The organism is Nonomuraea sp. MG754425, assembly GCF_021699195.1.
GTDB lineage: Bacteria > Actinomycetota > Actinomycetes > Streptosporangiales > Streptosporangiaceae > Nonomuraea.
On sequence record NZ_SSXE01000044.1, the window covers coordinates 1 to 12847 of the forward strand.

At 73.8% G+C, this 12847-nt stretch carries 11 protein-coding genes and 1 pseudogene; 6 read left to right on the forward strand and 6 right to left on the reverse strand.

Features of this window, described 5'->3' with window-relative positions; genetic code table 11:
* The 5 genes and pseudogenes from FAF44_RS17490 to FAF44_RS17510 all read right to left on the reverse strand — a co-directional run.
* Positions 1-278 (reverse strand): annotated as a pseudogene (locus FAF44_RS17490) (hypothetical protein); the annotation flags it as partial.
* Positions 278-637, reverse strand: a complete 360-nt coding sequence (locus tag FAF44_RS17495; RefSeq protein ID WP_237104240.1) for a hypothetical protein — start codon at positions 635-637, stop codon at positions 278-280. The pseudogene FAF44_RS17490 and the gene FAF44_RS17495, both read right to left, overlap by 1 nt.
* A complete protein-coding gene (locus FAF44_RS17500; protein ID WP_237104241.1) occupies positions 634-1500 on the reverse strand; it encodes an extradiol ring-cleavage dioxygenase in 867 nt (288 codons plus the stop codon). Before FAF44_RS17500 ends, FAF44_RS17495 begins: the two co-directional genes overlap by 4 nt.
* Positions 1493-2473, reverse strand: coding sequence for a citryl-CoA lyase (locus tag FAF44_RS17505; RefSeq protein ID WP_237104242.1), 981 nt, complete (start codon positions 2471-2473; stop codon positions 1493-1495). The genes FAF44_RS17500 and FAF44_RS17505 overlap by 8 nt, the downstream gene beginning before the upstream one ends.
* The gene (locus tag FAF44_RS17510) at positions 2466-3614 is read right to left on the reverse strand and encodes a CaiB/BaiF CoA-transferase family protein (protein WP_237104243.1); all 1149 of its coding nucleotides are present in this window, start codon (positions 3612-3614) and stop codon (positions 2466-2468) included. Before FAF44_RS17510 ends, FAF44_RS17505 begins: the two co-directional genes overlap by 8 nt.
* A gap of 157 nt (positions 3615-3771) precedes the next feature.
* Here FAF44_RS17510 and FAF44_RS17515 point away from each other — a divergent pair, with 157 nt between their 5' ends.
* The 4 genes from FAF44_RS17515 to FAF44_RS17530 all read left to right on the forward strand — a co-directional run bounded on the left by FAF44_RS17515 (position 3772) and on the right by FAF44_RS17530 (position 8877).
* Positions 3772-5217: an amidohydrolase family protein gene (locus tag FAF44_RS17515; protein ID WP_237104244.1), complete on the forward strand. Its 1446-nt coding sequence runs from the start codon at positions 3772-3774 to the stop codon at positions 5215-5217.
* A gap of 81 nt (positions 5218-5298) precedes the next feature.
* Positions 5299-6099, forward strand: a complete 801-nt coding sequence (locus FAF44_RS17520; RefSeq protein ID WP_237104245.1) for an IclR family transcriptional regulator C-terminal domain-containing protein — start codon at positions 5299-5301, stop codon at positions 6097-6099.
* 144 nt (positions 6100-6243) lie between these two features.
* Positions 6244-8253, forward strand: coding sequence for a M14 family zinc carboxypeptidase (locus FAF44_RS17525; protein WP_237104246.1), 2010 nt, complete (start codon positions 6244-6246; stop codon positions 8251-8253).
* Between the two features lie 111 nt (positions 8254-8364).
* Complete coding sequence (locus FAF44_RS17530) at positions 8365-8877, forward strand: GNAT family N-acetyltransferase (protein ID WP_237104247.1); 513 nt, start codon at positions 8365-8367, stop codon at positions 8875-8877.
* A 9-nt stretch (positions 8878-8886) separates the two neighbouring features.
* Here the strand turns inward: FAF44_RS17530 and fusA are convergent, their stop codons facing one another.
* Positions 8887-10896, reverse strand: a complete 2010-nt coding sequence (gene fusA, locus FAF44_RS17535) for an elongation factor G (protein WP_237104248.1) — start codon at positions 10894-10896, stop codon at positions 8887-8889.
* Between the two features lie 356 nt (positions 10897-11252).
* On the opposite strand from fusA, the gene FAF44_RS17540 reads away from it, so the two are divergent.
* Entirely contained in the window at positions 11253-11969 is a 717-nt protein-coding gene (locus FAF44_RS17540) for a GNAT family N-acetyltransferase (protein WP_237104249.1), read from the forward strand.
* The gene (locus FAF44_RS17545) at positions 11966-12805 is read left to right on the forward strand and encodes a 1-acyl-sn-glycerol-3-phosphate acyltransferase (protein WP_237104250.1); all 840 of its coding nucleotides are present in this window, start codon (positions 11966-11968) and stop codon (positions 12803-12805) included. Before FAF44_RS17540 ends, FAF44_RS17545 begins: the two co-directional genes overlap by 4 nt.
* Positions 12806-12847 lie beyond the last annotated feature (42 nt).

Sequence of the window (12847 nt, forward strand, 5' to 3'; positions counted from 1 at the left end):
ATCCCGGCCGAGGTCGGGAACCAGACGAGCCGCCCGCCCGCCGAGCCCACCCCCTGCACGCCGGGCACGTACGGGAGCGCGGGCGGGCCGAAGTACGACGTCCCGCTCGCGCACAGCAGGTCCAGCGGGGTGATCGGGGCGGCCAGGACGCCCACCCGCTCCCATCCCGGGCCCGGCACGGGCGGCGGGCGGCCGGACACGACGGGCGGCTCCCCGCAGGTCTCGATCCGCGCGGCCAGCGTCGTCCGGTCCGCGCCGGGGCCGGTGCGCCCGTCCATCAGGTGGCGATGTCCGGGTACGGCAGCCGCACGTGCGCCAGCCGCCGCGCGTACTCGGTCTGGAAGCCGAGCGGCGGATGATCCCGCTCGAACATCGCGATGAACAGCGTCAACGTCAGGAACGGATGCGCGCCCAGCTCGAACAGCCGCGGGTAGTCGTGCGCGGCCAGCGCCTCCCGCTCGGCGTCCTCGAAGCACAGCCAGGTGGACGACTCGTCCGCGTGACAGCCGAGGATGCGGTTCGCGCGGGCCGACTCCCACCACTCCACGGTCGCCCGGGGCTCGGCGCGGTAGCGCTCGACCAGCTCGGGGTCACGATCGACGGTGAACAGGAACTTGTTCAGCAGGTACTTGCTCACGACCGGCCGCCTCCGTCCGGGTACCAGGTGAAGTACGCCTCCATGGTGTGGAACAGGTCATAGGTGTCCACGTAGTCGGCCTTACGGCCGTCGCCCGCCACCCCCATCATGAGCATGAAGTCCATGAACCCGTGGGTGGCGTTCCCCGGCAGGTGCAGGCTGTCGAGGGTGACCTCGGCCAGGCAGCCCTCGACGTCCCCCGAGGAGATCCACTCCACGGCCTTGCGGTCGAACTCGGGGTCGGGGCCGTGCGGTCCGAACTGGCGCGGCCCGCCGAGTTCGAGCGACAGGTGCCCGGTGCCGATGACCGCGACCCGCCGCCTGGCCGGCCACGACTCCACCATCTCCCTGATGGCCCTGCCGAGCTGCACGAACCGCTTCGGCCGCGGCAGCGGAGGGGCGAAGATGTTGGTGTAGACGGGCACGATCGGCAGGTCGTTCTGCGGGCGCAGCGTGATGATCGGGCAGGTGATCGAGTGGTCGATCCGCAGCTCGTTGGAGAAGGCCAGGTCGAACCCGGCGTCCAGGCCCTCGCGCAGGAGGTGCGCCGACAGGTCCTCCTGCCCCGCGCACACCAGCCGGGGGAGCCCGAACTCGCGTTCCTCGTTGAAGAAGTTCCCGTCGTAGCAGGGCGCCTTGCCGACCAGGAACTGCGGCATGTTGTCCAGCCAGAGCTGGTGGAAGTGGTCGGAGCCGACCATGACCAGCACGTCCGGCCTGGCCCTGGTGAGCGTCTGCCGGAACGCCTCCACCTTGCGCACCCACTCGTCGGCGAACGGCGGGCGCTCCTCGCCGGTCGCGGTGCTGGCGCGATAGTAGAAGGGATGGTGGGTGGACGCGACGACCGCGACGAGCTCAGCCATGCAGACCTCCATCGGGGAACGGCTCGGGCGGGACGGACCGGTTGTTCAGGTCCACGGACAGGAAGATCTCGCCGGCCACCGGGCGGCGCAGCTCCTCGGCGAGCTGCCCGATCAGCCCGGCGGTCCTGGCCAGCAGCGCGAAGCCGCGCAGCAGCTCCAGCGGCAGCCCCAGGTCGGCCAGCGCGGCCCCGCACGCGCCGGCCCCGTTGAGCGGCAGCGTCCGGCCGAGCACACGCGGGTGCACCCGTCCGACGGCGGCGAACAGCGACAGGTGCGGCCCGAACAGCCCCTCCTCGGCCGCGATCTCGAACAGTCGCTCCGTGCGCGGGTCGCCGTCCTTGTGCACGTGGTGGCCGAGCCCCGGGACGAGCCGGCCGGACGCGCGCCGGGCCCGTACCGTCTCCAGGGCGAGCGCGTCCCAGCCGGAGTCGTCGCACGGCAGCGGGTCGTGCCGCGCGACCACCTCATCGAGGAACCGGCCGCAGTCCTCGGTGACGCCGAGGAAACGCGAGCCGCCGCCGAGCAGCCCCGCCGCCAGCGCCCCCTGGACGGAGTCCGGCGCCGACAGGTACGTCAGCCGGGTCACGATCGCGGTCGGCGTGAACCCGTGATCGGCCAGCGCGGCCAGCACCGCCTCGAACACCCGCACCTCGCCCGGCGCGGGCCGGCGCTGCGTGGCCAGCCAGAACGCCAGCTCACCGAAGCCGACCTCGCCCATCACGTCGGCGGCCAGGTCGTGCCCGAGCAGGGTGATCGACTCACGCGTGGACGCCCCGAGCGCCGTCGGATACCCGCCCCCGCCCGTCTGCGCGGGCCGCTCGCCTCCGCCCGCTCGCTCGGGCTGCTCGCCCTCGTGCGCCTGCTCGGGCCTCCTGCCCCCGTCTACCTGCGCGGGCCGCTCGCCGCCCACCTGCTCGGGCTGTCCGGCCGCGGTTGCTCGGGCGGGCCCGCTCGTCGGCCGGTGCTCACTCATGGGAGTCCTCCAGCCAGGCGCGTAGTTCGGCGCCGTGCTCGTCCAGTTCGGGGGGCGGCAGGGCGTACCCGGCCGGGGTCTCGGAGAAGCGGATCGGGTGCCGGGTCGTCGGCACCGCCCGCTCGCCCTCGCCCACCACCACGACCGGCTCCAGCCCGAACCGCTCGGCCGCCGCGAAACCGCCGTCGATCGTGTTGATCGGCCCGCTCGGCACCCCCGCCGCCACCAGCAGCGCGAACCACTCCTCCGCCGGCCGGGTGACCAGCCGCGCGACGAGCAGCGGCCGCAGTTCGTCGCGCCGCTGCGTCCGGTCGGCGTTACGGGCGAAGCGCGGGTCGTCGGCCACCTCGGGGATGCCGAGCACCTCGCACAACTTCCTGAACTGCCCGTCGTTGGCCGCCGCCACGATCAGGTCGTGATCGGCGGTGGGCAGCGGCTCGTACGGGAACACGCTCGGGTGCGCGTTGCCCATCCGGAACGGCACCACGCCCCCCGCCACGTAGGCGGAACTCTGGTTCACCAGGCCGGTCAGCGCCGACGACATGAGGTTCACCTCGACGTGCTGGCCCCGCCCGGTCGCGTCGCGGTGCCGCAGGGCGGCCAGCACGCCGATCACCGCATGGTTGCCCGCCATCACGTCGAACACCGAGATCCCGGCCCGGTACGGCGGCCCGCCGGGCTCCCCGGTCAGGCTCATCAGCCCCGACATGGCCTGCACCATCAGGTCGTAGCCCGGCACCCGCGCCCCGGCCCCCGACCCGAACCCGCTGATCGAGGCGTACACCAGGCCCGGGTTGGCGGCGCTGACGGCCGCGTAGCCGAGCCCGTACCGGTCCAGGCCGCCCGGCCGGAAGTTCTCCACCAGCACGTCGGCGCGCCGGGCCAGCTCCCTGGCCAGCCGTGCGTCCCGCTCGTCCCGCAGGTCGAGGGCGATCGACCGTTTGCCCCGGTTGACCCCGAGGTAGTACGTGGACGTCTCGCCCCGCGCGGGCGGCGTCCACGACCGTGTGTCGTCACCTCGCGGGCCTTCCACCTTGACGACGTCGGCGCCGAGATCGGCCAGCAGCATCGTCGCGTACGGTCCGGCCAGGACCCTGGAGAAGTCGGCCACCAGCACCCCGGCCAAAGGCCCGTCGGCCATCCGGCCTCCTCTCGTGTCCGCTCAACGGACGTATGTCCGCTCTCGTGATCCCAGCACCCGGCCGCGTGCCCGTCAACCGTCTTGACAGGACATTCCCGGCTCATCACAGTGACGGTGACCGTACGGCGGACGTTTGTTCGCTAGCGAGGAGCGTGCCATGAACGACTTCGAGGACGGACGCCCCCTGGTGCTGCGCGGCGGCACCGTGCTGACCATGGACGGGCCCGCCACGGGCCGCCGCGTGCTGCCCGGCGCGGACGTGCTGGTCGTCGGCGACCGGATCGCCGCCGTCGGCCCCGGCCTGGAGGTCCCAGGAGGCACCGCCGAGATCGACGCCTCCGGCGGCATCGTCATGCCCGGCATGATCGACACGCACCGGCACATGTGGCAGACCGCGCTGCGCGGCTACGGCGCCGACTGGACCCTCACCCAGTACTTCGTCTGGTTCTACCTCGAACACGGCAAGCTGTTCCGGCCCGAGGACGTGCACGCGGGCAACACCCTCGCCGCCGTCGAGGCCCTCGACGCGGGCGTCACGACCGTCGTCGACTGGTCGCACGGCCTGCGCACCCCCGACCACGCCGACGCCGCCGCCGACGCGCTGCTCGCGGTGCCCGGCCGGTACGTGCTCGCCTACGGCGACCTCCAGCGCCCGCCCGCCGAGTGGGCGACGGCCCCCGGGTTCCGCGACTTCGTCCGCAGGAGGATCACCGGCGACGACCGGCTCGGCTTCCAGCTCGCCTTCGATGTGCTCGGCGACCCGTCCTTCCCCGAGCGGGCCGCCTTCGAGGTGGCCCGCGACCTCGGCGTCACCGTCACCACGCACGCCGGGGTGTGGGGCGCCACCGGCGACGACGGGATCCGGCTGATGCACGAGCACGGCTTCATGACGCCCGGCACCGTCTACGTGCACGCCGCGTCGCTGTCGGCCGACTCCTACCAGCGCATCGCGGCCACCGGCGGCTCGATCTCGGTCTCCACGGAGAGCGAGCAGAGCGCCGGGCAGGGCTACCCGCCCACGTGGGCCATCCGCGCGCACGGGATCCCGGTGTCGCTGTCGATGGACACCAGCGTCTGGTGGAGCGGTGACCTGTTCTCCGCCATGCGCGCCACCCTCGGCGCCGACCGCTCCCGCGAGCACCTGGAGGCGCACGCCAGGGGCGAGACGGTCACGCACTGCGCGTTACGCGCCGAGCAGGTCGTGGACTGGGCCACCCGGGGCGGCGCCGCCGCCATCGGCCGCGACGACCTGGGCGCCGTCGCCCCGGGCCGCAAGGCCGATCTCGTGCTCGTCAAGAACGACGCCTCGCCCGTGTCGTTCCCGCTGCTCCACCCGTACGGCCAGATCGCCTTCCAGGCGCAGCGCGGCGACGTGCACACCGTGCTGGTGAACGGCCGGGTGGTCAAGCACGCCCACCGGCTGGTCGGCGTGGACCTGGCCGCCGCCCGCGCCGAGGCCGGGCGCACCGTCGAGTACCTCAGGGCGGCCATGGGAGAGGAAGCCTGGGAGAAGGGCATGAACCCGGACATCCCCGCTACGAAGATCCTCGACAATCCGTACACGTACACCGACTACCGCAGCGACTCCACCCACCGCCGCTGACCGGGCCCGTCACCAGGAGATCGGCGGTCGCGGCAACCCGTAAAGTCGGACCAAGCCAATCCGAGGCAAGCGAGGGCGTCCATGGCACGTGGTGAGACCGGACCTGACTTCATCGAGGCGCTGGCCCGCGGCCTCGACGTGATCAGGGCCTTCCAGCCGGGCCGCCCGGTCATGTCGCTGACCGAGGTGGCCACGGCCGCCGGCCTGGCCCGCCCCACGGCCCGCCGCATCCTGCTCACCCTCCAGGAACTCGGTTACGCCAGGCAGGAGCGGGGCGGGTTCGCGCTCACGCCCAGGGTGCTGGAGCTGGGGGTGACGTACGTGCGCTCGATGGGCCTGTGGGAGGTGGCCCGCCCGCACCTGGAACGGCTGGTCACGCAGACGCGCGAGTCGTCGTCGATCGCCCAGCTCGACGGCTCCGACATCGTGTACGTGGCCAGGGTCGCCGTGCCGAAGATCGTCACGCTGTCGGTGCAGATCGGCACCCGGTTCCCGGCGCTGCAGACGTCCCTGGGCAAGGTGCTGCTGGCCGCGCTGCCGCCCGCCGAGGTGGAGCGGGTGCTGGCCGAGCCGAGCCGCTCGGGCATCGAACCCCGCTGGCGGCCGGACGCCAAGGAGCGCGAGGCGGCGCTGCGCGCGGTGCGGGCCAAGGGCTGGGCGGTGACCGACGAGCAGCTCGCGCCGGGCATCAGATCGGTGGCCGCGCCGTTGCGCGACGGGCTCGGCAACGTCATCGCGGCGGTGAACGTCAACGCGCACGCCGCCGAGACCTCCGTCGGCAAGCTCACCGAGGAGCACCTGCCGCGGCTGCTGCAGACGGCCGGCGCGATCAGCGCGGACTGGGCGGCGTACGAGGCGGTGCCGCACGTGACCGCGTCCTGATCGCGCACCGGGTGAGCGTTCCGTCCGGGAAGCCGGCGAGTTCCTGGGTCTTGCCGGTTTCGGGCAGGCGGCTTTGAATGTGCCCCATACGGGATCTTCCTGGAGGGACACATGCGCGGCTTACGGGCGTCCGCTGTCGTTTCGATGATCGTCCTCACCTCGTTACTCGGACCCGCGCCATCGGTGCCGGCGGTGGCCGGGCCGGCCGACCCCGAACCGGTCTCCCTGGTCACGCTGTCGGTGCGGGACCGGGCCGCCATGGAGAGCCTCGTCGCCTCCGGGGCCGACCTCACCGAACGCGTCCGCCCGCAGGCGGACGGCAGCGTCCAGGTCGACGCGGTCCTCACCCCCACCGGGCTCGCCGCCCTGCCCGACGGCGTGACCGTGGCCCCGCGCGGCGCCCCGGCCCCGGCCGCGCCGGCCGCGCCGCGGGCGAGCGCGGCGGAGCAGGACCGGATCGTCGTCGAACGGGCGGTCTGGTACCGCTCACGCGACGGGTACTTCCTGTCCGTCGAGGCGAGCAGCAGCGCCGCCCAGGCCGCCACCCTCACCGTCACCTGGCGGGGCCGGCACGGCACGACCGGCCAGGCGCAGATGGTCGCGTACGTGGACGCGGGCACGTACCTGGGACACCAGTTCAGCACCCCCGTCCCGGCGGACGACCAGCCGCAGCGGATCACCGTCGCCTCGACGGGCGGCGGCACGGCCGAGGCCCGCGTGGGGGAGTGGCCCGACGGCCGCCGGCCCGACCGCGCCGGCCCCGGCTACCAGAAGGACTTCATCACCCAGTACATGCCGCCCGGCCAGCTCAACGAGCGCATCAAGGCGCTGCACCGGCGCTACCCCGCCCTCACCGACCTGATCACGCTGCCGTACCGGACGAACGGCTACCGCAGGCACGCCCAGGCACTGATCGGCACGCCGCCCGGCGCGGCCGTCGTCGTCACCTCGGCCGCCTACGGCTCCGAGGGCGGCGAGGACGTGTCCGTCGAGCTGGCCGCCCCCGGCGCGCCCGACCGGCCGCTCCGGGTCGGCGTGGACGGCAAGCTCGTCACGGTCAGCCTGGCCACCGACGGTTCCGGCGCGCCGGTCAGCACCGCCGCCCAGGTCGTCGCGGCGGTCAACGCCGTATCCGGCGGTCCTGTCCGGGCCGCCCTGTACCGGAGCGATCCCGGGGCGGGCGTCATGGCCGCCGCGCCGCCCGTCCGGCTCGACGACTTCCTCAACGCCCCGGCCGACGTCTCCCGCGCGCCCGCGCAGGTGCTCGCCCTGCGCATCGGCGCGCGCCGCGACGGCTCGCGCACCGGCGTGCTCGCCTACGCGCAGGAGCACGCCCGGGAATGGGTGACGCCGCTGGTCACGATCGAGGCGGCCGAGCGGCTGCTGCGCAACCACGCCACCGACAAGGCCACCCGCCGGCTGCTGGAGCGCACCGACATCTTCATCGTGCCGACCGTCAACCCCGACGGCGCGAACTACAGCTTCTACGACTTCGCCTCCCAGCGGAAGAACATGACCAACCACTGCCCGGCCCAGCAGTCCGACCCGGCCCTGCGCAACGCCTGGGGCGTGGACGTCAACCGCAACTACGCCGTCGGCTCGCTGTCCGACGGCTACTTCGGCGCCTCCGCCAACTGCCAGAGCGGCACCTACGCCGGGCCCGGCGAGCTGTCCGAGCCCGAGAGCCGCAACGTGATGTGGCTGGCGCAGCGCTACCGCAACATCCGGTTCGCCATGAACGTGCACAGCTACGGCGGCTACTTCATGTGGCCTCCCGGCGCCTACCGGCAGGACGGCCGCGTCACCCTGCCCAGGCCCACGCCTCGGGAGGAGGCGTACTTCCTCAGCTCGGCCCGTACGATCGAGCAGGCCATCACCGCCGAGCGGGGCACCGTCATCTGGCCGCAGCAGACCGGCCCCGTGACGGACGTGCTCTACTCGGCGGCCGGGAACTCCGCCGACCAGCTCTGGTACGACCACGGCGTCTACGGCTGGGACTTCGAGGTCGGCGCCGACCTGTGGAACCCGGCGACCCGCAGGTGGGAGGGCGTGGGCTTCCAGCCGCCGTTCGAGGAGGGGCACGCGGAGGCGATGGAGTTCGCCGCGGGCCTGATCGCCCTGATCGGAGTCGCCGCCGACTACCGAGAACCGTAACCACCTCCGGCCGCTTCCCCGGCCCGGTGCCGCCCACCGGGCCGGACCGGGCCAGGATGGTGCTAGATTTTACCTTCCGGTCGGGTTTGATCCCGGCCGGAAGCTGTTTCTATGACCACATCTCATGTGACATCACACGCGGACGTCCGCCCCGCGACGGCCGCCGACCGTCCCACCATCGAGCGCCTGTGGCTGATGTTCCGCCACGACATGGCGGACTTCCAGGGCGGCCTGCCCAGCCCCGGCGCCACCTACCACAGCGACCGCCTGCGCGCCGCGTTCGAGGACGACGGCTGGGCGCCCTACCTGTTCACCAGCGGCGAGTCACCCGTCGGGTTCGCGTTCGTGCGCGCGCTGTCCGGCCCGGCCCGCGTGCTGAACAGCTTTTTCGTGGTCCGCGGCGCCCGCCGCTCGGGCCTCGGGCTGACCGCCGTGCGCGAGGTGATCGCCCGCCACCCCGGCCCCTGGGAGATCGCCTTCCAGGACTCGAACACGGCGGCCGTCGCGTTCTGGCGGCGGGTGGCCACGGAGGTCGCCGGTGCGGCGTGGACGGAGGAACGCCGGTCCGTGCCGCACCGGCCCGACGTCCCCCCGGACGTGTGGATCTCCTTCACCACCGCCTGACCCGGAGGATCACGCGGGAGCGTAACCGGCGGGGCGCGTGGTGAACGTGCCCCGCCCCTGCGTCCGGCCGCGCAGCCGGGTGGCGTACCCGAACACCTCGGCCAGCGGCACCACCGCGGTGATCACCACCGCGCCGGGCAGCGCCCGTGAGTCCGAGATGCGCCCGCGCCGCGCCGACAGGTCGCCCAGCACGCCGCCGGCCATGTCGTCCGGCACGGTCACCGTCACCTCCACCACCGGTTCCAGCAGCACCATCGCGCACCCGCGCAGCGCCTCGCGCAGCGCCAGCCACCCGGCCATCCGGAAGGCCGCCTCGGAGGAGTCCTTCACGTGGGTGGCGCCGTCGGTCAGCGTCACCCGCAGTCCGGTCACCGGATGACCGCCGAGCGGGCCGGCGGACAGCGCGTCCCGGCAGCCGGCCTCGACCGCCCGCACGTACTCGCGCGGCACCCGCCCGCCGGTCACCGTCGAGGCGAACGCGAAACCGTCGTCCGCCGGCTCGACGTCGATCGTCACGTGCGCGAACTGCCCGGCCCCGCCGTCCTGCTTGACGTGCCGGTACAGCAGCCCCGACACGCCGCGCGCGACCGTCTCCCGCAGCGCCACCTGCGGGCGGCCGACGGCGACCGTCAGCCGGTGGTCGCGCCGGAGCTTCTCCGCCGCCACCTCCAGGTGCAGTTCGCCCATCCCGGACAGCACGATCTGCCCGGTCTCGGCGTCGGTGCGGACGGCCAGCGAGGGGTCCTCCTCCGCCAGCCGGGCCAGCGCCGCCGCCAGCCGGTCGCCGTCGAGGCTCCCGCGCGCCTCGACGGCCACCGACACGACCGGCTCGGTCGCCTGAGGCGGCTCCAGCAGCAGCGGCGCGTCGGCGGCGCACAGCGTCGCCCCGGTGCGGACCGCCTTCGGCCCGACGACGGCGACGATGTCGCCGGCCGTCGCCATGTCCGTCTCGGCGTGCCGGTCGGCCTGCACCCGCAGGATCCGGCCGATCCGCTCGGTCCGGCCCGTGCCCGCGTTCAGCACCGTGTCCCCCTTCCGCATCGTGCCCGAGTAGATCCGCAGGTACGTCAGCCGCCCGGTCGCGGTCGCGCTCACCTTGAACACCAGCGCCGCCAGCGGTGCGAGCGGATCGGCCGCCCGCCGCGCGCCGTCCTGCCCGCGCACGGCGGGCACGTCCAGCGGCGAGGGCAGATACCGGACGACGGCGTCCAGCAGCGGTTCGATCCCGCGATCCCGGTAGGCCGAGCCGCACAGCACGACCACGCCCGCACCGGAGGCGGTCAGCTCGCGCAGCGCGGCGATCAGCGTCGCCTCGGAGATCGACGGCTCGGCGCAGAACTCCTCCAGCGCGCCCGGATGCAGCTCGGCCACCGCCTCCTCCAGCAGCCTGCGCCGCCGCAGCGCCTCCTCCAGGAGGTTCGCCGGCACCGGGCCGGCCTCGTACGCGCCGCCGGTCCACCGCAGGGCCCGCATGGCGAGCAGATCGACCACGCCGGCGAAGCCGTCCTCGCGTCCGATCGGCAACTGCGTGACCAGCGGCGCGGGGTGCAGCCTGCGGCGGATCGACTCCACCGCCGCGTCGAGGTCGGCCCCCGCCCGGTCCAGCTTGTTGACGAACGCGATGCGCGGGACGCCGTGCCGGTCGGCCCGCCGCCACACCGACTCGCTCTGCGGCTCCACCCCGGCCACGCCGTCGAACACCGCGATCGCGCCGTCGAGCACCCGCAGTGCCCGCTCGACCTCGTCGGAGAAGTCGACGTGGCCGGGGGTGTCGATCAGGTTGATGCGGTGGCCGTCCCACTCGCAGCTCACCGCGGCGGCGAAGATCGTGATGCCGCGGTCGCGTTCCTGGGGGTCGAAGTCGGTGACGGTCGTGCCGTCGTGCACCTCGCCGCGCTTGTAGGTGGCGCCGGTCAGGTAGAGCATCCGCTCGGTGACGGTGGTCTTGCCGGCGTCCACGTGGGCGAGGATGCCGAGGTTGCGGATGGTTGGCAGGGGATCGAAAACGTGAGCACGCACAGCCCATGCCCCTTTCGGGACTCATTTCGGACAGGACGGCGCGATCGAGCGGCCCGCGAACGGTCTTCGTCAGGCAGCGGCCGGTGACGGCCGCGCAGCCGTCACCGGAGCGACGAAGACACCAGGATCACCTCGAAACGCGACAGGGAGACCACGGCGGTGCCGCTGGCGTGGCGCACGGCCGGCTCCCTTCCCTCGTCACGTCTTGGGCGTCGGATGGCGAGTGTAGTGAGGCCCGGGGCGCGCGGGGAAACGATTTTTCTCTCGGTCGCCTGGCTGCCCCCGGCGCGAGACGTGCCCGTCATTTCGGCGTGTCGACATAGTCGCGAGGACCCTTCAGGGAAGGACGCACGTCCATGACGATCTCTCTTGACACCGGCAGGTACACGGTCGGCATGGCCACCGGCGCCGCCGACCTGCGGGCGGCCCAGCGACTGCGGTACGCGGTCTTCGCCGAGGAGATGGGGGCGCGGCTCGACAGCCCGGTCTCCGGTCTCGACGCCGACCGGTTCGACGCCTACTGCGACCACCTGCTCGTCCGCGACGGCGCGCAGGTGGTGGGCACGTACCGGCTGCTGCCGCCGGGGCGGGCCGAGCGGCTCTACTCCGACGGCGAGTTCGACCTCAGCGGCCTCGCGCCGATCAGGAAGGGCCTGGTGGAGGCCGGCCGGACGTGCGTGCACCCCGACCACCGGGGCGGCACGGTGGTCGCGCTGATGTGGGCCGGGATCGCCAGGTACATGGTGTCGGGCGGCCACCGGTGGCTGGCGGGCTGCTGCTCGGTGCCGCTCGGCGACGGGGGCGCGCTGGCCGCCGCCGTGGTGGACCGGGTGCCGCTCGGCCCGCGGGAGCACCGCGTGTGGCCGCGCGACCCGTGGCGCTCGGACGCGGCGCCGCCGCCCGGCCGGTTCGCCGCGCCGCCGCTGCTGCGCGGTTACCTGCGGCTGGGCTCGTGGGTGTGCGGGGAGCCCGCCCACGACCGGGACTTCGGCACCGCCGACTTCTTCATGCTGCTGTCGATGGCCCAGGTCAACACCCGCTACCTGCGTTACTTCCTCGGAGAGCCGCTGTGAGCACGGCACTGCCGCAGGTCAACCCCTGGCGTCCGCTGGGGACCTGCACGCCGGCCGCCTGCGTGCGGGACCCGCTCGCCGCAGTGGGACGGGCCCGGCGCGCCGCCCGGCTGCTCGGGGCCCTGGCGGTCGTGCTGGCGGGCGTGCCCGTCGCCATCGCGGCCCGCCTCTGCCGGACGGACCACGACCGGGCCCGGCTCACCCGGTCGTGGGCCCGGCTGATGCTGCGGGTGCTCGGCATCGGCCTGGACGTCCACGGGACGGCCCCGGCCGGCGAACTGCTCGTGGCCAACCACACGTCCTGGCTGGACCCGCTGGTCATCGCCGCCACGGTGCCGTCGCGTCCGCTGGCCAAGCGGGAGGTGGCCGGCTGGCCGGTCGTCCGGATCCTGGTGGCGGGCGCGGGGGCGCTGTTCATCGACCGGGAACGGCTCCTGACGCTGCCGTCGGCGGTGGCGGACGTGGCCGGCGCGCTGCGGGCGGGCGACACGGTGGTGGCCTTCCCAGAGGGCACCACGTGGTGCGGACGGGCGATGGGCGGCTTCCGTCCGGCCGTCTTCCAGGCGGCGATCGACGCGGGAGCCCCGGTCAGGCCGGTCGTCCTGCGCTACCGGGAAGGGGGCGCGGCCTCCACCAGGGCCTGTTTCGTGGGCGACGACTCGCTGCTGGCCTCGCTCCTGCGGGTCACCGCCACCCGGGATCTGGCCGTGGAGGTGACGCTGCTGGCCCCCGAACCACCCCCGCCCGCGGCGCGCGGACGGTGGGCGCGGGCGGAATTGGCGGAAATCGTGGAGGCCCGTGTACGCGCGGATGTGCCGCTCTGCCACGCCCCCTGAGCTGGGCGCGGGCGTTTGATGTGGCCACGACGATGGTAGGGG